Annotated in this window: 20 protein-coding genes and 1 pseudogene; 9 read left to right on the forward strand and 12 right to left on the reverse strand. The window is 74.7% G+C overall.

Annotated elements, in window-relative coordinates:
- Both amrb99_RS05000 and amrb99_RS05005 read right to left on the reverse strand, forming a co-directional pair.
- Window positions 1-758: hexose kinase (locus tag amrb99_RS05000; RefSeq protein WP_190852869.1), on the reverse strand; the 758-nt coding region annotated here is incomplete at its 3' end.
- A complete protein-coding gene (locus tag amrb99_RS05005) occupies window positions 758-1,627 on the reverse strand; it encodes a sugar isomerase (RefSeq protein WP_190852871.1) in 870 nt (289 codons plus the stop codon). The genes amrb99_RS05000 and amrb99_RS05005, both read right to left, overlap by 1 nt.
- Before the next feature lie 222 nt (window positions 1,628-1,849).
- Between amrb99_RS05005 and amrb99_RS05010 the strand changes: the two genes are divergently transcribed.
- Window positions 1,850-2,248 carry a VOC family protein gene (locus amrb99_RS05010; RefSeq protein WP_190852873.1) on the forward strand — a complete coding sequence of 133 codons (399 nt, stop codon included), beginning with the start codon at window positions 1,850-1,852 and terminating at the stop codon, window positions 2,246-2,248.
- Window positions 2,249-2,285: 37 nt separating this feature from the next.
- Here the strand turns inward: amrb99_RS05010 and amrb99_RS50620 are convergent, their stop codons facing one another.
- Together amrb99_RS50620 and amrb99_RS50625 are read right to left on the reverse strand one after the other, a co-directional pair.
- Window positions 2,286-3,674, reverse strand: a complete 1,389-nt coding sequence (locus amrb99_RS50620; RefSeq protein ID WP_347256543.1) for an alkaline phosphatase family protein — start codon at window positions 3,672-3,674, stop codon at window positions 2,286-2,288.
- Window positions 3,665-4,372 (reverse strand): annotated as a pseudogene (locus tag amrb99_RS50625) (alkaline phosphatase family protein); the annotation flags it as partial. The pseudogene amrb99_RS50625 and the gene amrb99_RS50620, both read right to left, overlap by 10 nt.
- A 185-nt stretch (window positions 4,373-4,557) precedes the next feature.
- Between amrb99_RS50625 and amrb99_RS05020 the strand changes: the two are divergent.
- Window positions 4,558-5,982, forward strand: coding sequence for an aldehyde dehydrogenase family protein (locus tag amrb99_RS05020; protein ID WP_190852876.1), 1,425 nt, complete (start codon window positions 4,558-4,560; stop codon window positions 5,980-5,982).
- 42 nt (window positions 5,983-6,024) lie between these two features.
- On the opposite strand, the gene amrb99_RS05025 is transcribed toward amrb99_RS05020, so the two are convergent.
- From amrb99_RS05025 to amrb99_RS52220, 6 genes are all read right to left on the reverse strand, one after another.
- Window positions 6,025-6,645, reverse strand: coding sequence for a TetR/AcrR family transcriptional regulator (locus tag amrb99_RS05025; protein ID WP_190852878.1), 621 nt, complete (start codon window positions 6,643-6,645; stop codon window positions 6,025-6,027).
- Window positions 6,646-6,658: 13 nt separating this feature from the next.
- Window positions 6,659-7,528 (reverse strand): oxygenase MpaB family protein, encoded by an 870-nt coding sequence (locus amrb99_RS05030; RefSeq protein WP_190852880.1) that lies wholly within the window; start codon window positions 7,526-7,528, stop codon window positions 6,659-6,661.
- 65 nt (window positions 7,529-7,593) lie between these two features.
- Window positions 7,594-8,925, reverse strand: coding sequence for an FAD-dependent oxidoreductase (locus tag amrb99_RS05035; protein WP_190852882.1), 1,332 nt, complete (start codon window positions 8,923-8,925; stop codon window positions 7,594-7,596).
- A gap of 151 nt (window positions 8,926-9,076) precedes the next feature.
- A complete protein-coding gene (locus amrb99_RS05040; RefSeq protein WP_190852884.1) occupies window positions 9,077-9,298 on the reverse strand; it encodes a ferredoxin in 222 nt (73 codons plus the stop codon).
- Window positions 9,295-10,539 carry a cytochrome P450 gene (locus amrb99_RS05045; RefSeq protein WP_190852887.1) on the reverse strand — a complete coding sequence of 415 codons (1,245 nt, stop codon included), beginning with the start codon at window positions 10,537-10,539 and terminating at the stop codon, window positions 9,295-9,297. Before amrb99_RS05045 ends, amrb99_RS05040 begins: the two co-directional genes overlap by 4 nt.
- Window positions 10,540-10,772: 233 nt before the next feature.
- A complete protein-coding gene (locus tag amrb99_RS52220; protein WP_277819839.1) occupies window positions 10,773-10,901 on the reverse strand; it encodes a hypothetical protein in 129 nt (42 codons plus the stop codon).
- 72 nt (window positions 10,902-10,973) lie between these two features.
- Between amrb99_RS52220 and amrb99_RS05050 the strand changes: the two genes are divergently transcribed.
- From amrb99_RS05050 to amrb99_RS05060, 3 genes are all read left to right on the forward strand, one after another.
- Window positions 10,974-11,861 carry an alpha/beta hydrolase-fold protein gene (locus amrb99_RS05050; protein ID WP_190852890.1) on the forward strand — a complete coding sequence of 296 codons (888 nt, stop codon included), beginning with the start codon at window positions 10,974-10,976 and terminating at the stop codon, window positions 11,859-11,861.
- 4 nt (window positions 11,862-11,865) lie between these two features.
- Window positions 11,866-12,837, forward strand: coding sequence for an NAD(+)/NADH kinase (locus amrb99_RS05055; protein WP_190852892.1), 972 nt, complete (start codon window positions 11,866-11,868; stop codon window positions 12,835-12,837).
- Window positions 12,838-12,949: 112 nt separating this feature from the next.
- Entirely contained in the window at window positions 12,950-14,860 is a 1,911-nt protein-coding gene (locus tag amrb99_RS05060) for an MFS transporter (RefSeq protein WP_190852894.1), read from the forward strand.
- Here the strand turns inward: amrb99_RS05060 and amrb99_RS05065 are convergent.
- Complete coding sequence (locus tag amrb99_RS05065) at window positions 14,857-15,810, reverse strand: NADP-dependent oxidoreductase (RefSeq protein WP_190852897.1); 954 nt, start codon at window positions 15,808-15,810, stop codon at window positions 14,857-14,859. The genes amrb99_RS05060 and amrb99_RS05065 overlap by 4 nt on opposite strands.
- Window positions 15,811-15,860: 50 nt before the next feature.
- Here amrb99_RS05065 and amrb99_RS05070 point away from each other — a divergent pair, with 50 nt between their 5' ends.
- Together amrb99_RS05070 and amrb99_RS05075 are read left to right on the forward strand one after the other, a co-directional pair.
- Window positions 15,861-16,520 (forward strand): TetR/AcrR family transcriptional regulator, encoded by a 660-nt coding sequence (locus amrb99_RS05070; protein WP_190852899.1) that lies wholly within the window; start codon window positions 15,861-15,863, stop codon window positions 16,518-16,520.
- A 148-nt stretch (window positions 16,521-16,668) separates the two neighbouring features.
- Window positions 16,669-17,571: a TIGR03619 family F420-dependent LLM class oxidoreductase gene (locus tag amrb99_RS05075; RefSeq protein WP_190852901.1), complete on the forward strand. Its 903-nt coding sequence runs from the start codon at window positions 16,669-16,671 to the stop codon at window positions 17,569-17,571.
- A gap of 34 nt (window positions 17,572-17,605) precedes the next feature.
- On the opposite strand, the gene amrb99_RS05080 is transcribed toward amrb99_RS05075, so the two are convergent.
- On the reverse strand, window positions 17,606-18,796 hold the full coding sequence (locus amrb99_RS05080; protein WP_206699793.1) for an ROK family protein: 1,191 nt from the start codon (window positions 18,794-18,796) through the stop codon (window positions 17,606-17,608).
- A 127-nt stretch (window positions 18,797-18,923) separates the two neighbouring features.
- On the opposite strand from amrb99_RS05080, the gene amrb99_RS05085 reads away from it, so the two are divergent.
- A complete protein-coding gene (locus amrb99_RS05085) occupies window positions 18,924-20,324 on the forward strand; it encodes an APC family permease (protein ID WP_190852903.1) in 1,401 nt (466 codons plus the stop codon).
- Entirely contained in the window at window positions 20,321-21,190 is an 870-nt protein-coding gene (locus amrb99_RS05090; protein WP_190852905.1) for an ROK family protein, read from the forward strand. Before amrb99_RS05085 ends, amrb99_RS05090 begins: the two co-directional genes overlap by 4 nt.
- Window positions 21,191-21,200 lie beyond the last annotated feature (10 nt).

Consider the following 21,200-nt stretch of genomic DNA (forward strand, 5'->3'; position numbering starts at 1 on the left):
GCGGCCGGCCAGGGCGCGCGGTCGCGCAGCGCCACGGCGAGCGCGGCCGCGGCGGCGTCGCCGGCGCCGGTCGGGTTGCCGGCGACGACCTCGTGCGGGACGGCCTCGAAGCAGCCGTCGGGCGTGACGGCGAGCATGCCGCCGGCGCCGCGCGAGACGACCAGCGCGCCGTCCGCGCCGGCGGCGGCCCCGTCGAGGCCCGCCGCGGCCAGCTCCGCCTCGTTGGGCTTGAGCAGGTCGGGCCGTGCGCCGGCGGCGGCGCGCAGCGCGGACCCGCCGGCGTCCACCAGCACGCGGGCGCCCGCGTCCCGGGCCAGCCGGGTCAGGACGGCGTAGGCGTCCTCCGGCAGGCCCGGCGGCAGGCTGCCGGACAGCACCGCCACCGACGCCCGGGCGGCGAGCGCCGCGAACGACTCCTGGAAGGCCGCCCACTCGTCCGGGCGGACGTCCGGTCCCGGCTCGTTGAAGATCGTCGCGTCGGTGTCGACGACCGTGACGGTCCGCCGCGTCTCCCCCGCGATGGCCGCGAAGGCGTGCGGGACCTCCAGCGCATCCGCCACCAGGGCCCCGGTGGCGCCGCCCGCCAGCCCCGTCGCCAGCGTCTCCTCGCCGAGGGCGTGCAGGACGCGGGCGACGTTCAGGCCCTTGCCGCCGGGGCGCTGCAGCACCGACGCGACGCGGTGCGAGCCGTGCGGCGTCAGCCTGGGGACCCGGTAGGTCACGTCCCAGGCGGGATTGAGGGTGACCGTGAGGATCATCAGGACAGGATGATCGAGCGGGTCAGGTTGCGCGGCCGGTCCGGGTCCAGGCCCTTGGACCCGGCCAGCGCCACCGCGAGCCGCTGGGCCCGCACCAGGTCCGCCATCGCGTCCGCGCCCGACGCCTCGACCAGCGCCCCGGTGGCGGCGACCTGCTCGGGCAGGCCCTCCGGCGGCGTCCCGAAGAACCAGGTCAGGCTGTGCTCGTCGGTGACGCTGATCGGGCCGTGCCGGTACTCCATCGCCGGGTAGGACTCGGTCCACGCGCCGGCGGCCTCGCGGACCTTCAGCGCCGCCTCGTTGGCGATGCCGTTCGTCCAGCCCGCGCCGAGGAAGGTGAACTGGCCGCGCTCGACGGCGCCCTCGGGCAGCGGCGCCTCGACCGCGGCGCGGCACTGCTCGATCAGGTCGGCGGGGAGCAGGCCGAGGTGCGCGCGCAGCAGCGCGAGCGCGGTCGTCGCGAACCGCGTCTGGACGACGGAGCGCTCGTCGGCGAAGTCGAGCACGACGCGGGCGCCGGCGAGGTCCATGATGGGCGTCCGCGGGTCCCCGATCAGCGCCGTGGTCGGCAGGTCGGTCCCGCGCAGCAGGTCCAGGACCTCCGTCGTGGTGCCGGAGCGGCAGATCGCCACCACCCGGTCGTAGCGGCGCCCGTGCGGGAACTCCGACGCCGGGAAGGCGTCGCTCTCCCCCGCCCCGGACGCCTCCCGCAGCGCCGCGTACGCCTGGGCGATGAACAGCGAGGTGCCGCACCCGACGACCGCGACGCGCTCGCCCCGCTCCGGCAGCCCGTCCACCCCGTCCGCCAGCTCGGCGGCGCGCTCCCAGCAGCCCGGCTGCGACGCGATCTCCTCAAGAACGAACGACACCGAGGCTCCTAATTGCTCGTTTGTGCGCCTTATGCGCCAGTAACGTACAAGAGTGAGCAGATGTCGGCAAGTAGTCCGTCAAGGCGCCCTGGTCGGCGGCGCATGCTCGCGCCCGCACCGGGAACCGGTGCCGATGGAGCGATGAGTTCCGGGCGCCCCCCTGGTCTGCCTCATCGACGGACCGATCGACACCGACCGGCCGACACAGAAGGGGGAAACGCCATGGGCGACACGACCACCACCGCGGCCGTCCGCAAGGTCGCGAACGTGATCATTCCGGTGCGCGACCAGGACCGGGCGCTGGAGTTCTACTGCGGGACGCTCGGCCTCGGCAAGCGCGTCGACCAGCCGTTCGGCGGCGGCCACCGCTGGATCGAGGTCGCCCCGGAGGGCGCCGAGACGCCGATCGCGCTCTGCCCGCCGCCCGAGGGCACCGAGGCGGGCGGCCGGGACACCGGCATCGCGCTGTCGACCGCCGACATCGACGGCTGCCACGCACGGCTGAAGGCCGCGGGGGCCGATGTCGACGCCGAGGTCAGCCGCATGGGCGGCCCGGTGCCGCCGATGTTCTGGTTCCGCGACCCCGAGGGCAACACCCTCATGGTCGTCGAGGAGGCCTGAGCCGCCCCGCGCCCGCGGAGCGGCTCCCGCCCGCCGGTCAGCCGGAGACCGACGGGCGGCCGTTCTCCAGGTGGCCCATCAGGCGGCGGCGGAACGCCCCGTCCTCGGCCGCGCGGACCTCCACGTCGTACCAGCCGTGCTCGGTGGCCCAGGAGACCGTCACGCTCTTGCCCGCCGCAACCGTCGCCGTGCGGGCCGCCTTGCCGTAGGCGAGGGCGCTCAAGGTGAACGTGAGGGGCCGCGTGCCGCGGTTCCGGACGGTGATATCGATGCGGCCGGCGCCGCCGGCGGCGCGCGACGTCACGTCCGCCCCGGCCGCCGCGCCGGAGGCCGCGCCCGCGAACTCACGCCGGAACCCGTTCGGGCCCGTCAGCGTGAGGCGGTACCGCCCGTCCTTCAGCGCCACCCGCTCGACCGCGCGCCCGGCCACGTCGTAGTGGCGCGGCGTCGCGAACTCGCCCGCGTACGGGTACAGCGCGAGGTGCGAGGCGCGCGTGCCCCGCTCGGTCATGGTGACGACCAGGGCGCCGCCGTCCAGGCGCGCCGACGCGTCGGTGCGGTACGGCAGCGCGCGCGCCGGACGCGTCCCCGGCTCCGGAACGGGGTCCTTCTGGACGACCGGAGGGAGCGCGGGCCAGCGCAGGTAGAACTTCGGCGGCGTCCCGGGCCGGGGCACCGACGGCGGGCCGGCCGGGTGCCGGAAGTCGAACGCCGAGGTCAGGTCGCCCGCGACGGTCCTGCGCCATGCGCTGATGTTCGGCTCGCGGACGCCGAGCCACCGCTCCAGGAAGCGGATCGTCGAGGTGTGGTCGAACACCTCCGAGCACACGTACCCGCCCGCCGTCCACGGCGAGACGACGGTCATCGGGACGCGGAAGCCCAGCCCGATCGGCTTGCCGTCGGCGTGCTCGTCCGCGGCGTCCGCGGGCGGCAGCGGCGGCGGCACGTGGTCGAAGTAGCCGTCGTTCTCATCGAACAGCAGGAACAGCGCGGTGGTCTCCCACGCCCGCCGGTTCGAGGCGATCGCGTCCAGCACCTGGTAGGTGATGCCCGCGCCCTGGATCGGGCTGCCGGACCCGGGATGCTCGGACTCGGCGGCCGGCGCGACGATGTAGGACACCTCCGGCAGCCGTCCGGCCTCGACGTCGGCGCGGAACGCCGCGCCGAGCGTGCCGCCCTCGCTCCGCCGCAGCGCGCGTTCAACAGGTCGCGTTCGGGCGCGGGGAGCGCCGCGACGCCCTTGTCCAGCGCGGCCAGCATGCTCTTCCGGTCGTCCGCGCCGGCCCCCGCGACGGCGCCGTAGAACTCCGTGAGGCTCTTGTACGAGCCGGCCGCCGCGAGCGCCTTGTGCATGATCCCCTTGAACGTCGTGAGGAACTCCAGCGGGTTGTCGGTGAAGTTGTCCCACTCCTGGTAGACCTTCCACGTCCGGCCCGCCTTCGAGAGCCGTTCGACGTAGGACGTCTGCGCGTAGCCGGGATGGTTCGCCTCGTCGTAGGCGTCGTTCTCGACCGCGCGGTGGCCGTTCGCCTCGTAGCCGATCGTCCCGGTCCAGTGGTACGTCCTGTTCGGGTTCGTGGGCCCGAACACGGAGCAGTGGTAGGCGTCGCAGACGGTGAACGTGTCGGCCAGCTCGTACTGGAACGGCAGGTCCCGGCGGTCGTAGTGGACCATCGTCGGCATGAGCTTGGCGGCGATCCAGCCGTCGTGCCATCCGTCGCCGCGCGCCTTCTGGCCGCTGTCCCAGCCGTGGTCGACGCCCGCGATGTAGTTGACGTCGGTGAACGGCCCGTGCCCGATCGCGTCGCGGGCGAGGAACGGCTTGACGCGCCGCAGCAGGCCCGGCTGCTCGAACACCGGACGCCCGTCGCGCAGCTCGATCGCGTTGCGGTCGCCGAAGCCGCGCACGCCGCGCAGCGTCCCGAAGTAGTGGTCGAACGCGCGGTTCTCCTGCATCAGGAACACGACGTGCTCGACGGACTCCAGCCCGCCGGGCCGCACCGGCTGCGCGAGCGCGGCGTGCACCGACGGCGGGAGCAGCGAGGCGACGGCGGCGCCGCCGGCGACGCCCGCACCGGTGGCGAGGAAGGAGCGGCGGGAGGGACCATCGCGGCGAGGGCTCATGACCGCACAGCGTGGGCCGCGCGGGTAACGGGACGACCGCGATCACGCGTCCGCCCGGTAACGGACATGAAAGAGATTCACGTGAGCTTCGGCGGCGCGCCCGGGGCGGGCGTTTACCGGACCGAACGGGTTTCGTATGTTGAGCGTGCAACGAAGCACGGCCCGTTCCCTGCCGGAGGAAGCCCATGGACCACGTCAAGCAGTTCTACATCGGCGGCCAGTGGGTCGCGCCCCGCACCGACACGACGCTCGAGGTCGTCAACCCGGCCACGGAACAGGCCATCACCTCCATCGCCATGGGCGGCGCCGAGGACGTCGACGCGGCCGTCGCGGCGGCGAAGGAGGCGTTCGAGACGTTCTCCCAGACGAGCAGGCAGGAGCGGCTCGACCTGCTCGACTCCGTCATCGCCGTCTACACCCGGCGGCTGGAGGAGCTCGCCGACATCATCAGCCAGGAGATGGGCGCGCCCCTCTCGCTGGCGCGGGCCGCGCAGGCGGTCGCCGGCCTCGGCCACCTCGGCACCGCGCGCGCCGTGCTGGCCGACTTCGAGTTCGACCGCCCGATGGGCGGCACCCTGGTCACCCGCGAGCCGGTCGGCGTCTGCGGGCTGATCACCCCGTGGAACTGGCCGCTGAACCAGATCGCCTGCAAGGTCGGCCCCGCCCTCGCCACCGGCTGCACGATGGTGCTCAAGCCGTCGGAGGTCGCGCCGCTGAACGCGATCCTGTTCGCCGAGATCCTCGACGAGGCGGGCGTCCCGGCGGGCGTGTTCAACCTCGTCAACGGCGACGGCCTCGGCGTCGGCGCGCCGCTGTCGGCGCACCCGGACGTCGACATGGTGTCGTTCACCGGATCCACCCGCGCCGGCATCGAGGTGGCCCGGGCCGCGGCCCCGACCGTCAAGCGGGTCGCGCAGGAGCTCGGCGGCAAGTCCGCCAACATCATCCTGGACGACGCCGACCTGAAGGCCGTCATCACCCGGGACGTCGGCAACATGTGCACCAACTCGGGCCAGTCGTGCAACGCCCCCAGCCGGATGCTCGTCCCGGCCGCGCGCATGGAGGAGGCCGCCGCCATCGCCGCGGAGGCCGCCCGCGGCATCGTGGTCGGCGACCCGCGCGAGGAGACCACGCGGATCGGGCCGGTCGTGTCGGCCACGCAGTACGGCCGGATCCAGCAGCTCATCGAGAAGGGCATCGGCGAGGGCGCCAAGCTGGAGGTGGGCGGCCCCGGCAAGCCCGAGGGCCTGGAGACCGGCTACTTCGTGCGCCCGACGGTGTTCTCGCACGTCTCCAACGAGATGACGATCGCCCGCGAGGAGATCTTCGGCCCGGTGCTCGTGCTGATCGGCTACGAGGACGACGACGACGCGGTGCGCATCGCCAACGACACCCTCTACGGCCTGTCCGGCTACATCTCCGGCAGCCCCGACCGCGCCAGGGCGATGGCCCGCCGCCTGCGCACCGGCAACGTCCACCTCAACGGCGCCGGCCCCGACTTCAACGCGCCGTTCGGCGGCTACCGCCAGTCCGGCAACGGCCGCGAGTGGGGCGCGCTCGGCTTCGAGGAGTACCTCGAGACCAAGGCGATCATGGGCTACGACGCCTGACCGGTTCCGGCGCGGTGCCCGCCGCCGTGCGGCGGGCACCGGTCAGCGGATCATCGGGGTGAGATAGCGGCGGGCGAAGGCCCGAGCGCCGTCGTCGTCCAGCGGGATGTGGCCCTCCGGCGTGAGCAGGAGGGAGTGGGTGAGCCGGATGAGGATCTCCGCCACCACCTCCGGGTCGAACGCGCCGGCGTCGCCCTGCCGCTGCGCGGCGCGGAGCCGGCGGGCCAGGTAGCCGCGCGCGGCGGCGAGCAGCGGGCCGGCGCGGCCGGTGGCGTGCGGGAGGAGCAGGTCGGGCTCCAGGACGAGCAGGCGGTTCACCAGCCGCTGCTCACGGCTGATCCGCAGCGTCGCGACGAATCCCTCGACGAGGCGCTCCTCCACCGTCGGGCAGGCCGCGACGGCGGCGTCCAGCTCGGCGAAGAACCGCCGCGCCTCGCGCAGCAGCACCCCCGTCACCAGGTCGTTCTTGGTCGGGAAGCGCCGGTAGAGGGTGGCGCGTCCGAGCCCGGACGCGCGGGCGACGTCGTCGACGGTGGTGCGGCGCAGCCCGAACGTCCCGTACAGCTCCAGGGCGGCGTCGAGGATCCGGTCGACCTGCGGGCCGGACACCTCCGGGTCGGCGAGCAGGTCGTGCAGCGGCGCCCGCTCCGTCGGCTCGGTCATGATGCCTCCGACCCTAGTGCCCGCGCCGGGCCCGCCGCATGGCGCGCGCCGCCATCGGCGAGTAGCGCAGCCGGTCGACCAGCACCCGGTCGCCCGCGCGCATCGCCTGCGCGAACAGCCGGAAGCGCCGCTCGTCGGCGGGCGTCCAGCGCAGCCCGAACCGCTCCCGCAGGACGGGCGGGAGGCAGCCGACGCCCATCCGGCCCAGCATGACCGTCGGCGGTCCGGCGACGCCGGACCAGGCGAGGTCGGGCAGCGGCCAGCGCGGCGGGGGCGGCAGCGGCCTGCGGTCCAGCTCGATGAGCAGCCGCACGGTGGCGTTGTCCTCCAGCCGCTCGTTCACCATCGTGTCGAAGTAGTCGCGGAACGCCGCGGGGCTCGCGGGGATGTGGCGTTCGGTGATGCCCAGCGCCAGCGCGAGCCGCGCCCACTCGCCGTGCAGGACGCGTTCGCGGTCGGGTGTGAGGGGCGTGCCGAACAGCCGCTGCGTCTGGATCATGCCGTGCAGCAGGGTGGCGTGCACCCACAGGTACGCCTCGGGGTTGAGGGCGTGGTAGCGGCGGCCCTGCGCGTCGACGCCCTTGATGTCCTTGTGGATCTCGCGCAGCCGGGCGGCCTCCCGCCGGCCGCGCTCCTCGCCCCGGTAGCCGAGGAAGTTCATCGTCGACTCGACGGTGCGCAGGAGCCGACCCCAGCGGTCCTCCAGGAACTCCGAGTGCTCGGCGACCCCGGCTCCGACGACCGGGTGCGCCACCTGCAGGAGGAGGATCGCCCTGCCGCTGAACGCGCCCCGCCAGTCCCCCGCGTACCGCCAGATGAGGGAGCCGCGGCCGGGGATGGCGCCCGCCTCGGTCCGGCCCGGTTTCACGTCGACGTCGGTCATACCGCATCACCCGCTCTGAGACGTTGATACGTAGTTTGTATCAAGCATTCAGCGCGGCGGCCAGCTCACGGGCCGGTGAGGATCTCGGCCGCGGCGCGGCGGCCGGACTGGACGGCGCCGTCGAAGTAGCCGTTCCATCGCGTGGCCGTCTCGGTGCCCGCCCAGTGCAGGACGCCGGCGGGCGCGCGGAGGGCCGGACCGAACCCGGTCCAGCCGCCGGGCGCGAGGTGGCCCGAGAAGCAGCCGCGGGTCCACGGCTCGGCGCACCAGTCGAACTCCACGTACGCCACCGGGTCGCGCGCCTCGTCGCCGAACAGCTCGCCGAGCCGGTCCAGGACGGCGCGGCGGCGGTCCCGGGGCGTCAGCGCGCGCAGCAGGTGCGCGTCCGCGCCGTAGGCGAACGAGGTCAGGACCGCGCTCGGCCCGCCGGGCGGGGTGTTGTCCACGGTCTCGGTGAGGACGCCGGCACTGCTGAAGCTGATCCCCGACAGGCCGCGCGCCCTCCAGAACGGCTCCTGGTACACCGCGTGCGTCTTCAGGGCGTATCCGGACGCCATCCGCTGGGTGAGGCCGTCCCGCTGCGGTGGAAGCGGCGGGTCGTACTCGATGCGCCCGGCAAGGGCGGGCGGGATCGCGACGATCACGTGGGCCGCCTCCAGCAGCAGGCCGCCCGCGTGGACGACCGCGCCCCCTGGGCCGTGCTCGATCCGCCGGACCGGAGCGTCGAAGTGGATCGTGCCGGCGGGCAGGGCGGCGGCCATCCGGCTCGCGAGTTCCTGCGGCCCGCCGACGAGCCGCTCGGCCTGGGCGCCGCCGGCGAAACCGACCAGGACGTCCAGCCCGTCACCGCTCGCCAGGTAGAACAGCGTCTCCAGGAGCGAGGCGTCGGCGGCGTCGAGCGACAGCAGGCCCCCGGCCGTCTGCCGCGCGACGGCCCGCGCGATGGCCGGATCGCTCGTCCGGGCGGCCAGCCATGAGGCGAGCGTCGTACCGTCCCAGGACCGGGCGCGCGGATGCGTCCAGGGCGCGTCGACCGGCACCTCGCGGCCGAGGCGGTCGAGCTCGCCGCGCAGCGCCATGGCCTCCGCCGGCAGCGCGTCGACCAGCGCGCCCTCGTAGTCCACGATGGCCCGGCCGTGCTCCGGCGTCGGGTAGGTCGGCACCCGGTAGCGGGCGATCAGCTCGCGCATCTCGTGCTGGCTCGGCCCGACCCACTGCCCGCCGAGGTCCAGCTGCGTCCCGTCGGGGAGCAGGCGGGTCAGCACCCGGCCGCCGACCCGGTCGCGGGCCTCGGCGACCGCCACGCGCGCGCCCGCGCCGGCCAGCTCGTGCGCCGCCGCGAGCCCGGCGAATCCGGCGCCGACGACCACGACGTCACCGCTGCGTCCGTCCTCCACTCACGCCTTCCGGATGTCGGGGACCTCCGCGGAGGATTCCGCTCCGGCGGGCAAGCCAACATCAGGCGGAGGTATAGGTTCGCCTCCGCCCTCCGGGACGCGGCGGCGGTGGCGGTGCCGCGCCGGGCGCGGCACCGCCGTCACGCCTTCCTCACACCTCGGGCGCCAGCACCTCGCCCGTCTCCTTGGCGCGGATGGTGATCGCCTCGACGGGGCAGGACTCGGCGGCGTCGAGGGCCCGGTCGTCCGGTTCGGCCTCGTCGCGCACCGGACGCGACGTGCCGTCGACGACGGCGAAGTGGCCGGGTGCCGTCCCGGCGCAGACGCCCGAGCCGATGCAGGCCCGGCCGTCCACCTCGACCAGCCACGTCATGCGCTCGCCCTTCCGGGGGTTCCGGGCCCGTCCCAGGTGACCGGCATCCGCTCGGGCGCCCGGGTGGCCGAGCCGACCTTCCAGACGATGCCGTCCGCCCGTCCCGCGAGGCGCAGTCCCGGGAAGCCGTCCAGCAGCGTGCGCAGCGCGACCTGGAGCTCCATCCGGGCGAGCTGGGCGCCGAGGCAGTGGTGCGGACCGTGCCCGAAGCCGACGTGGGACGCCTCGCCGCGCCGCGGGTCGAACGCGTCGGGATCGGAGTAGACCGACTCGTCCCGGTTCGCCGACTGCAACGCGACCACGACGGGCTCCCCCGCCCGCACGGTGACCCCGCCCAGCTCGACGTCCTCCAGCGCGTAGCGCGCGCTGCCGGCGCCGCCGCCGAGCGGGACGTACCGCATCAGCTCCTCGACCGCCCGCGGGATCAGGTCCGGGTCCGCGCGCAGCGCCGCGAGCTGCTCGGGATGGGTCAGCAGCACGTAGACGAAGTTGGGGATCTGCGACGCCGTCGTCTCGTGCCCGGCGACCAGGATCCCCTCCGCCATCGCGAGCAGCTCCTCCTCCGACAGGCGGTCGTCCCGGTCGCGCGCCTCGATGAGCGCGCCGATGAGGTCGTCGCGGGGCGACTCGCGGTGCTCGGCGACGAGCCCCGCCATGTAGTCCCGCATCCGCCCCACGTACGCGGTCACCTCGTCCCGGGTGAACCGCGTCGTGGACAGGAACGCGTCCGACCACAGCCGGAAGTCCGTGCGGTCCTCCACCGGGACGCCGAGCAGCTCGCAGATGACGGTGATCGGCAGCGGCAGCGCGAAGTCCTCGACGAGGTCGGCGGGCGGCCCCTGCGCCCGCATCCGGGCGGCGAGATCGCCGGCGATCCGCTGCGTGCGGGGGCGCAGCAGCTCCACGCGCCGCGCGGTGAACGCCTTGGCCACCAGCCTGCGCAGCCGGCTGTGCTCCGGCGGGTCCTGGCGCAGCAGGGAGCCGGGCGACCCGATGTGGAGCCGCGAGCGGGGCTCGTCGCGTCCCGTGGCGGCGGCGCGGCTGAACCTCGGGTCGCCGAGGACCACCTTGACGTCCTCGTAGCGGGTGGCCAGCCAGGCGGGCTCGCCGTAGGGCAGCCGGATCCGGCACAGGGGCCGCTTGCGCAGCCCGGCGAGCGCCGGAGAGACGTCGAGGCGGTCGCTCGCGCCGAACACCTCGGACCAGGGTTTCGTGTCGGACCAGGGTCGCGTGGTCGTCATCACCCACTCCTTCGCGGGGGTCTCGTTTCACCATTGGCGGGTGCGCGCCGGCACGGCGGGGGCGGACGTCCCCGGGGATGCGGGCGGCATGGTGACGGTTCGCGCGCGGCACGGCGCAGGGGCGGCGGGGGTGGGAGCCCGTGGGGTCGACGCTGCCGGCCGTCCGTCCGCGACGCGGTGACGCGTCGGCGGCCCGCGTGCGGGTGCGACGGCGGTCCGCGCGCTCATCCGCGTCAGGCGTCCGGGTCGTCCAGCGCGGGCGCCGGGAGGCGGCACGAGGCGTCGGCGAGCAGGCCGATCGGGTCGGCGCCCTCCACCGGCCAGCCCTCCACCGGCCAGAGGATCGGCGCGCGGCTGCTCACGCGACGAACGTACGTCCTGACTGGCGCCTATACAAGATGTCAAATCTAGACGATCTCCTTATCATTGCGCGCATGGCGATCAGCTGGACGGCCGGGCGCGCGGAACTGCCGGGGGCGGTCCAGTACACGCTGGTCGCCGGAGCCGAGCCCACCGACCGGTGGCACGTCACGGTGGCGCTGCCGCCGTCGAACCTGCGGGCGGTGGCGGGTCCCGGCCCGTATCCGGTGCTGTATCTCCTCGACGGCCTGCTGACGTTCGCCACCGCGGCGCAGATCGCCCACACCACGCTGGCGTACGCGGCGGGGCAGCTGCGTCCGGTCGCCGTCGTCGGCATCTCGCCCGCCACCGACGACCTCCGCCGGCTGAGCGCCCAGCGCGCCCGGGACCTGACCCCGACCAGCGCCGTCTCCCCGTACCTGCGGGTGAAGACCGTCTACGGGACGGGCGGCGCCGACGGGATGATCGGACTGATCCGCGACGTGATCGCCCCGCACGTGGAGGGCGCCCATCCGCTCGACCCCGCCGACCGGGGCCTCGCGGGCTTCTCCCTCGGCGGGCTCTTCACCTGCTGGGCCCTGGCGCGCCGCCCCGAGGGATTCCGCCGCTTCCTGGCCGTGAGCCCGTCGCTGTGGTGGGACGACCATCTGCTCCTCGATCCGCGCCGGACGCCCCTCGCCGCCAGGGCGGCGGGCGAGGTCTACCTCGCCGTCGGCGAACTGGAGGACGGCCCGCACCGGAGCTGGCCGGTCATCCCGGCCGAGACCCTCCGCGCCCTTTCCGGCCTCGACATGGTCGCCGACCTCGCCGCGTTCACCGAGCGGCTGGACGGCCGGGGCGGTCTCGCCGTCCGGTCCGAGGTCGTCCCCGGCGAGCAGCACGCGACGGTGTGGCCGGCGGCGGTGACCCGCGGCCTGGTGCACCTGTACGCGATCCCGCCGGAAGGGCACCCCGTAGGGTGAGGGCATGGGTGCGGAACCGCAGGTCGGCGCGGTCGGGCTGGTGCTCCATCCGACCAGGCCGCTGGGCCCGTCGATCGACGCGATCATGGCGGCCGCCCGCGACCGCCCGGCCCGGGTGCTGGCCCGGCCCGCCGACCGGGACCGGGTGCCGCCCGGCGTCGAGATCGTGCCCGACGCCCGGTTCGCGGCCGAGGTCGACGAGCTGATCGCCCTCGGCGGCGACGGCACGATCCTCGGCGCGATGCGGCTGGTGATCGACCGCCCCGTGCCCGTCCTCGGGGTCAACCACGGCAACCTGGGCTTCCTCGCCGAGGTGCACCCGGCGCAGCTGCCCGCGGCGCTGGCACGGCTCGCCGCAGGCGACTTCACCATCGAGCAGCACGCCGCCCTGTGCGTGGACGCCGGCCCCATCGAGCTGACGACCCGGTCCGGGTTCAACGACATGGTCCTCGGCCGGTCGTCCCGGACCGGCGCCGTCTCCCTCGACCTCACCGTCAACGACCTGCAGTACGGCTACTACCGGGCGGACGCGCTGGTCGTCTCGACGCCGACGGGCTCCACCGCCTACAACTACGCCGCCGGCGGGCCGATCGTGTCGCCCTCCTCCAACGCGGTGGCCATCACCCCGGTCGCGCCCATGACGGGGATCAGCAGGCCGGTCGTGCTCGGCGCGGCCGACCGGATCCGCCTCTCCGTCGCGGCGGACAGCGCGCCGATCACCCTCGACATCGACGGGACGGCGGCCGCCGAGCTCGGGCACGGGGACCGGCTCACCGCGACGATGGTGCCGGAGGCCGGGCAGGTCGTCCGGCTGTCGGCGCGCGACCACGCGAGCCGCAGCCGCGTGAAGCTCAGCCTCCTCGACCTGCCCCTCCGCCCGGACCAGCTCCTCGAACTGATCCCGCCGGAGCTGCGCCGCGACGCGGAGGCGGCGGCCGGGCAGCTCCAGGCCCCCGGCTCGCCCCGCCCCGACTGACCGGGGCCGCCGGGGCGGGCGATATGAAATGTCCTGCGTTCCCCCCGTAGTGTTCATATGCCGGTTTATAACGCCCCGCCGGGCATGAGCACAGACATGGAGCGTCCCGTCAGTGACCGCAGCGCAGGCCCCGCGCGCCCATGATCCCGACCGGGGGCTCGGCACGCCCCCGGACGGCGACACGAAGCAGGCCGAGGGCCGGACCCGGCTCGGCGGCGAGCGACCGCCGGAGCCGACCGAGGGTCCGGCCGAACGGCGCGCGCCGGACGGCTCCGGAGCCCCGCGCCCGGCGCCGAGCCGGTTCCTGCGCCACCCGGTCACGCTGGTGACGGCGATCACGGCGGCCCTGCACCTGCTGTGGCTCGGCACCCTCGCCAGCAGCGGCGGCGACCTCGCGGCGCAGGACGCCTGGGCCGAGTTCGCGGGGCGCCACCCAGGGTCGGCGTACAACCTCGCCTGGTACGGCGGCATGCACCCGGTCTCCTACAGCGCCGTCTCGCCGTACGTGATGTCGGTGCTCGGCGTCCGCACCACGATGATCATCGCGGGCACGGTCTCGGCGGCGCTGATCACGGTGATCCTGGCGCGCAGCGGGCACGTCCGCCGGCCGCTCTGGCCCGCGCTCGCCGGCGCGCTCGCGCTCGTCTGCAACGCGGTGTCGGGCCGCGTCACGTTCGGCCTCGGCCTGATGTTCGCCTTCGCCGCGGCCGCGATCGTCTTCGCCACGCCGCGCGTCCTGCGCGGCAACCGCTGGGCCAAGGCCGCGGCCGCCGGGCCCCTCGCCGGCCTGGCGACGGCCTGCTCCCCCGTGGCCGGGCTCTACATCGGGCTCGTCGCGGCGGCCCTGTTCCTGCAGAAGCGCAGGCCCGCCGCCTACGCCCTCGGCGTCGCGCCCCTTGTCGTGGTCGCGCTGTCCGCCTGGCTCTTCCCCTTCTCGGGCACCCAGCCGATGCCCCTGGGGTCGGCCATCCTGCCGATCGTCTTCGGGGCCGCCGTCATCGTCCTGGTGCCCAGGGAATGGCGGACGGTCCGGATCACGGCGGTGGTGACGTCGGCGACCGTGCTGGTCGCCACGCTGATCACCTCCCAGGTCGGCACGAACATCACCCGCCTCCCGATGCTGTTCACCGGCGTCGCGCTGATCGCCGCGCTGCCGTTCACGGAGCCGCGCTCCCGCAAGTGGTACGCGATCGTGCTGGTGTTCCTCGGGTTCACGACCTGGATCGGCATCAAGACGGTCCAGGACGTCGTCCGGGCCCATCCGGCGGCGGCCTGGACCCGCCGCCTCGCGCCCCTCGTCCACGAGCTGCGCAAGGCGGGGGCCGAGCGCGGGCGGGTCGAGGTCGTCCCCGCCCGCTCCCACCGGGAGGCGTCGGCCCTCGCCCCCTACGTGAACCTCGCGCGGGGCTGGAACCGCCAGGCCGACATCAAGCGCAACCACCTCTTCTACGACGGCACGCTCACCGTGGCCACGTACCACGACTGGCTGAAGCACTGGGCCGTCCACTACGTCGTGCTCCCGGCGGACGCGCCCGACAACGGCGCCGAACGCGAGCGGGAGCTGGTCGGCAACGGGCTCCCCTACCTGAAGAAGGTGTGGAGCGACAGCAACTGGCACCTGTACGCCGTCACCGACCCCGCTCCCCTCGCCGAGCCGAACACGACCGTCCTCCGCGCCGAGCAGAACGAGACGACGCTGAAGGTCGGCGCGCCGGGCCGGATCCTCATCCGCATCTCCTACTCGCCCTGGCTGAGCCTGGTCGACGCGGACGGCCACAGCCTCCAGCCTCCCTTCGAGACGGAGGCGTCCAAGCAGATGCGGGAGTACGACGACGGCAGGCCGCCGCAGTACGTCAACCCCAACGGCTGCCTGGCGCCGACCGAGCCGGACGCCACAGGCGACGCGTGGACCGAGCTCGTCGCCCCGAAGGCCGGCACCTACCGGCTGGCCTCCCCCTACAAGATGCCCCGGGGCACCTCCTGCCCCAAGGAGCTGCGCGGCCCGCCCCTGAGCGGCCCCTAGCCCACCAGCACGATCTTGCCGCGGGCGTGGCGGCCCTCGCTCAGCTCGTGCGCCGCCGCGGCCTCGGCGAGCGGGAACGCCGCCGCGACCGGCACCCGCAGGCGGCCCTCGTCCGCCAGGGCCACCGCGATCGGGAGGCCGTGCACCGCCAGCGGGTCGGCGCCGACGCCCAGGGCGGTGCCGGTCTCGTCGACCGGCGCCCCGTGCGACAGGTGGACGCCGTGGGACGCCGCGGTAAGGTCCGGGGCGATCGTCACCACGCGCGCCGGGTCCCCGGCGATGGCGACGAGGTCGGGCAGCGCCCCTCCGGCGCAGTCGAACACGGCGTCCACCCCGTCCGGGGCGAGCGCGCGGACCCGTCCGGCGAGTCCCGCCCCGTACGTCGTCGGCTCCGCGCCCAGGGAGCGCAGGAAGCCGTGGTTGCGCTCGCTCGCCGTCCCGATGACGGTGGCGCCGCGCGCGACCGCCATCTGCACGGCGATCGTCCCCACCCCGCCGGCCGCGCCCTGCACGAGCAGGGTCCGCCCCGCGCCGACCGCGAGCCGGTCGAGGACCCGGGTGGACGTCTCGACGCCGCCGGCGGCGCCGCCCGCCTCCTCCCAGCTCCATGCGGCCGGCTTGGGCGCCCAGGCGGCGAGGACCGCGAACTCCGCGTTGGCGCCGCGCTCCGCCGGGTCGGCCATGCCGAACACCTCGTCGCCGATCTCCACGCCGGTGACGCCCTCGCCGACCTCGTCCACCACCCCGGCCGCGTCGAACCCCGTCCGGTACGGCAGCGCGGTCGGTACCAGGTCGCGCATCGCCCCGGAACGGATCAGCGTCTCCCCCGGTGAGATGCCCGACGCCCGGACGGCGACGCGGATCCGGCCCGGCCCGGCGTGCGGCGCCTCGACCTCGGCGACGTGCAGCACGCTCGGCGGGCCGTACTCGTTGAACTGAACTGCTCTCATGCGGCCGACCGTAACGGAACACCCCGTCCGGTTCGGTTAAAGTGAGAGCGGTGACGGACGAAGTGGCTCGGAAACTCCGCTCGGACGCCCGCGACAACCGCGAGCGCATCCTGGACGTGGCGCGCGAGGCGTTCGCCGCCGAGGGCCTGGACGTCCCGATCCGCGAGATCGCCCGCCGCGCGCACGTCGGCCCGGCCACCCTCTACCGGCACTTCCCCACGAAGGAGGCGCTGCTCGCGGCGGCCTTCGCCGACCAGATGGCGGTGTGCATCGCCGTCGTCGAGGAGGGCCTGGCGGCCGGCGACCCGTGGGCGGGGTTCCGCACGGTGGTCGAGCGGCTGATGGAGGTCCACAGCCTCGACCGCGGCTTCGCCCACGCGCTCATCTCGCAGTACCCGCGGGTGTTCGACTTCGCCGAGGGGCGCGAGCGCACGCTGCGCGGCCTGGGCGAACTCGTGCGGCGGGCGAAGGAGGCGGGCGCGCTGCGCGAGGACATCGTGCTCGAGGACATCGTGCTGGCCCTGATGGCGAACGAGGGCATCCGGGCCGGGTCGCGGGCGGCGCGCGTCGCGGCCTCGCGGCGCTTCGCGGCCCTCATGATCCAGTCGTTCCGGGCGGACGCGCCCGGCGCGCCGCTCCCGCCGGCCGTCCGGCTGCCGATCGGCGTCGGGGGCAGAGGCGCCGCGCCGTCCCGGCCCCCGTCCCCGTGACATCCGTGCTCTGAATCCTGCGGAAGAAAGAAACTCTTCGAACTTTCCGGCCGCGCGAGCGCAAGAACCGGGAGGCGGCTCCGACCTGTCCGTGAAGGGACGCCTTCGCCCGGGCGCGCGCCCGGGCGACCACGAACGGAGATCGAAGATGGACATGCCCCGCCTCGGAGTCACCCTCCAGCACTTCGGACCGCACGCCGGACCCGACGCCGTCGTCACCGTCGCGCAGGCCGCCGAACGGCTCGGCTTCCACGCCGTGTCGGTCAGCGACCGGCTCCTCACCCCCGTCGGCCCGCACTGGACCAACGACGCCGGGCTGCCCGAGTCGGCGCCGTGGGACGTCCTGGAGGTGCTGACCTGGGCGGCGGCCCACACCCGGCGGATCCGGCTGACCACCGCCGTCCTGAACACGATCTTCCAGCCGCCCGTCGTCGTGGCGCGGCGGCTCGCCACCCTCGACCGGCTGTCCCGGGGCCGCGTGGTCGCGGGCGTCGGGCAGGGCGGCGGCACCCGGCTCGCCCCGTACTACATCCCCGAGGAGTTCACCGCCGCCGGAGTGCCCGCCGGCCGCCGCGGCGCGGGCTTCGTCGAGCACGTCGCCGCGATGCGCGCCTGCTGGGGACCCGACCCGGTCGAGTTCCACGGCGAGCACTACCGGATCCCGGCCTCCAGGATCGGACCGAAGCCGTACGGCGACCGCATCCCGGTGCTGTTCGGAGCGATCACCCGTCGGACCGTCGAGCGGGCGGCCCGGATCGGGGACGGCTTCGTCACCACCGCCGTGGACTGGGACGACACTCGCACCCACATCCGCTGGTACCGCGACGCGGGCGGTACCGGCACCGTCCTGGTCAGCACCTTCCCGGCGCCGCCCGGCACCGACGTCTCCACCGCCGACTTCGTCGACACCACGCTGCGCGACCTCGACCGGGCCGCCGAGGCCGGCGCCGACGAGATGCACCTCGCCACCAACCTTCTGGACGTCCACCCCCTGCGTCAGGCCGACCTGCTGGAGGCCCTCGCCACCGAACTGGCCCTGCAGGTCTCCTGAGCGCACCGGGCGGGGCGTGCCCGCCCGGACCGGGTCAGGACTCGGTGACGGCGCGGGTGAAGACGAGGTCGCGGGCCGTCTCCAGGCCCGTGGCCAGGGCCCCGAGGACGACGGCGTCGTCACCGAGGGCCGAGACCTCCACGCGCGGCGCGCCGAGCGGGGTCATCGCCTCGAGGCGGTCGCGCACGGCGCCGAGGAGCACGTCGGCGCCGTGCCCGCCGATGCCGCCGCCCAGCACGATCAGGTCGGGGTCGAGGAGCGCGACGACGCTGGCCAGGGCGCGGGCGACGTGCCCGGCCTCGTGCGCGACGGCCTCCGCCGCGAGGGGGTCGCCGGCCCGCGCCTCGTCGAAGACGCGCTTGGCGGTGATCGGCCCGGTCATGCCGAGCCGCCGCGCGGCGGCCACGACGCCGGGGCCGGACGCGACCGACTCCAGCATCCCGTGCGAGCGGGTCTCCCTCGGGTCGGCCTCGCCGAACGGCAGCCAGGCGATCTCCCCGGCCGCGCCGCGGGCGCCGCGGTGCAGCTCGCCGTTCAGGACGATCCCCATCCCGATGCCCGTGCCGATCGACATGAACGCGAAGTGGGGCACGCCCTCGCCCAGCCCGTAACCCTGCTCCCCCAGCGCGGCGAGGTCGATGTCGTTCTCGATGGCGCAGGGCGCGGGCAGCCGCCGCGCCAGCCGGCCGGTGACGCCCGGGACGTCCCAGCCGGGCAGGTTGGGCGCCAGGCGGAGGCGCCGGTTCTCGACGTCGTGGACGCCGGGGGTGCCGAGCACGATGTGGGTGACGGCGCCGTCGGCGGCCTTCGCCAGCTCGTCGACGATCCGGCCGATCCGGTCGATGAGCGCGTCCGGCTCGGCGCTCCCGCCGGCGCCGACCGAGCGGACGTCCCTGCGCACCGCGATCTCGCCGGACAGGTCGGCGAGCGCGGCGCGGATCCACTCCCGGCCGACGTCGAGCCCGATCACCCAGCCCGTCTCCGGCCGGATCCCGTACAGCCGGGCGGACCGCCCCGCCCCGCCCGTGCGGCGGCCGATCGCCTTGACCAGCCCGACCCGCTCCAGGTCGGCGAGCGCGAGCGAGATCGTGGGCTTGGAGAGGCCGGTCGCGGCGGCGAGCTGCGGGCGCGACACCGGCCCGAGCAGCCGGATCCGCTCGTACACGGCGCGTTCGTTCATGATCCGCAGCACGCTGGTGGTGTTGGCGGTCTCCCTGCTCGGCACGTGTAAAGCCTGACATATCCCGGCACGGCGCACGCCGCAGGGATTGATTTGTTAGGGAGCCTCCCTTACATTCGCATCGACGTCGGACGGGGGCGAGGCGTCCGGTCACGAGAAGGGAGAGACCGCGATGACCGCTCCCGCGGGTTCGGGGTTCGAACGGCGGCTCGGCGTGTTCCAGGCCACCACCGTGAACATGACCCAGATGTGTGGAATCGGCCCGTTCGTCACCATCCCGGCGATGATCTCCACGATGGAGGGCCCGCAGGCGATGTTCGGCTGGCTGGTCGGCGCGCTGATCGTGCTGGCCGACGGCCTGGTCTGGGCCGAGCTGGGCGCGTCCATGCCCGGCGCCGGCGGCACCTACCTCTACCTGCGCGAGGCGTTCCAGTACCGGACCGGGCGGCTGATGCCGTTCCTGTTCGTCTGGTCGGCGGTGCTCTTCATCCCGCTGATCATGTCGACCGGGGTGATCGGGCTCGTCCAGTACGCGGGCTACCTGTGGCCCTCGCTGGTGGACGGCTCCGGCCTGTCGACCGGCGGCCACGTCCTCGCGATCGCCGTCGTCGCGGTCGTCGTCGCCGCGCTGTACCGCAGGATCGGCGACATCGGGCTGCTCACCACGGTCTTCTTCGTCGTGATGCTGGTCTCCGTGCTCGGCGTGATCCTGGCCGCGTTCACGCACTTCCACTCCGACCTGGCGTTCACCTACCCGCACGACGCGGGGTCGAAGTTCTTCCACGGCCTCGGGGCCGGGCTCGTCATCGCCGTGTACGACTACCTCGGCTACAACACGGCGGCCTACCTCGGGGCGGAGGTCCGGCAGCCGGGGCGCGTGATCCCGCGGGCGATCGTCTTCTCGATCCTCGGCATGATGGCGCTGTACTTCCTGCTCCAGGTCGGCATCCTCGGCGTGATCCCGTGGGAGAAGACGCAGGAGTCCAGCTCGTTCGCGTCCCTCGTCCTGGAGAGGACGTGGGGCAAGGGCGCGGCGCAGGTCTTCACGGTCGGGATCATCGTCACCGCGTTCGCGTCGGTGTTCGCGGGCCTGCTCGGCGGCTCGCGGGTGCCCTACAACGCCGCCCGCGACAAGCTGTTCCTGCCGTGGTTCGCGCGGATGCACCCGCGCCTGAAGTTCCCGACGTTCGGGCTGTACGCGATGGGCGTCATCACGGCGCTCGGCTCGCTGTTCACCCTGACGGACGTCATCAGCATGCTGACCGCCGTGTTCGTGCTGGTGCAGTCGGTCGCGCAGATCGTCGCCCTCACCGTGCTGCGGCGCCGGCAGCCGGACCTGCCGCGCCCGTACCGGATGTGGCTGTACCCGCTGCCGAGCCTGGTCGCGCTGGCGGGCTGGATCTACATCTACAAGTCGGCGGGCACCAGGCCGATCGTGCTGTCGCTGGTCTGGCTCGCGGCGGGCGTCGTCGCGTACCTGGTCTGGGCGCGGCTGGAGCGGATCTGGCCGTTCGGGCCGAAGGAGATCAGCGAGCCCTTCGCCGAACCCGGCGCCGAGCCGCAGGCCGCATGATCCTCGGGATCGACTTCGGGGGGACCAAGGTCGCGCTGGCCACCGCCGACGCGACCGGAAGGCCGCTCCGCCGCGCCCGGCTGGAGACGCGGGCGGCGGACGGCGCGGAGCGGGTGGTGCGCCGGGCGCTGGACGCGGCGCACCGCCTCGTCGCCGAGACCCCCGGCACGCTGGCCGCAGTGGGCGTCTCGACGTTCGGCGTCGTCCGCGGGGGACGGGTGCGGCTGGCGCCCAACGTCCCCGGCTGGGAGGACCTGCCGCTGCCCGACCTGGTCTCCGGCGCCCTCGGCGCGCCCGTGCGCGTCGAGAACGACGTGAACGCGGCCACCGCCGCGGAGGCGCGCTGGGGCCGGCTCGCGGGCGTCGGTACCGGGGTCTACGTGAACCTCGGCACCGGGCTCGGCGCCGGGATCGTCGTCGGCGGGCGCGTCGTGCCGGGCGCGCACGGCGCCGCCGGCGAGATCGGGTACCTGCTGCGGCGCCCCGGCGAGCCCGGGTACGCGCAGGGCCGCGCGCCGCTGGAGGAGTACGCCTCGGGCAGCGGCCTGGCCGCGCGGGCCTCGGCCCTTCTCGGCGAGCCGGTGACGGCCGCCGGCCTGTTCGCCCGCCGGGACGAGCCGAAGGCGGCCGCGCTGCTGGACGGCACGGCGGCGGTGCTCGGCATGGCGGTCGCCAACCTCGCCACCACGCTCGACCCGGAGCGGGTGGTCCTCGGCGGCGGCATGGCCGCCGAGCCGTCCCTGCTTCCCGCGATCCGCGAGACCGTGGCGCGCGCGGTCCCGTTCCCGCCGGAGGTGGTGACGGCCCGCTTCGTCGACGACGCCGCGCTCATCGGCGCCATCGCCCTCGCCGGGACCGAGACGTGAACCAGCGCGG

This window comes from Actinomadura sp. RB99, assembly GCF_014706005.1.
GTDB lineage: Bacteria > Actinomycetota > Actinomycetes > Streptosporangiales > Streptosporangiaceae > Spirillospora.

Bases quoted from the DNA above. Each gene is read 5' to 3' on its own strand.
- amrb99_RS05045 (WP_190852887.1), bottom strand. From the start codon at position 10,539: ATGACGACCACGCGACCCTGGTCCGACACGAAACCCTGGTCCGAGGTG.
- amrb99_RS05025 (WP_190852878.1), bottom strand. From the start codon at position 6,645: ATGACCGAGCCGACGGAGCGGGCGCCGCTGCACGACCTGCTCGCCGAC.
- amrb99_RS05055 (WP_190852892.1), top strand. From the start codon at position 11,866: ATGGGTGCGGAACCGCAGGTCGGCGCGGTCGGGCTGGTGCTCCATCCG.
- amrb99_RS05085 (WP_190852903.1), top strand. From the start codon at position 18,924: ATGACCGCTCCCGCGGGTTCGGGGTTCGAACGGCGGCTCGGCGTGTTC.
- amrb99_RS05040 (WP_190852884.1), bottom strand. From the start codon at position 9,298: ATGACGTGGCTGGTCGAGGTGGACGGCCGGGCCTGCATCGGCTCGGGC.
- amrb99_RS05065 (WP_190852897.1), bottom strand. From the start codon at position 15,810: ATGAGAGCAGTTCAGTTCAACGAGTACGGCCCGCCGAGCGTGCTGCAC.
- amrb99_RS05050 (WP_190852890.1), top strand. From the start codon at position 10,974: ATGGCGATCAGCTGGACGGCCGGGCGCGCGGAACTGCCGGGGGCGGTC.
- amrb99_RS05030 (WP_190852880.1), bottom strand. From the start codon at position 7,528: ATGACCGACGTCGACGTGAAACCGGGCCGGACCGAGGCGGGCGCCATC.
- amrb99_RS05020 (WP_190852876.1), top strand. From the start codon at position 4,558: ATGGACCACGTCAAGCAGTTCTACATCGGCGGCCAGTGGGTCGCGCCC.
- amrb99_RS05010 (WP_190852873.1), top strand. From the start codon at position 1,850: ATGGGCGACACGACCACCACCGCGGCCGTCCGCAAGGTCGCGAACGTG.
- amrb99_RS05090 (WP_190852905.1), top strand. From the start codon at position 20,321: ATGATCCTCGGGATCGACTTCGGGGGGACCAAGGTCGCGCTGGCCACC.
- amrb99_RS05075 (WP_190852901.1), top strand. From the start codon at position 16,669: ATGGACATGCCCCGCCTCGGAGTCACCCTCCAGCACTTCGGACCGCAC.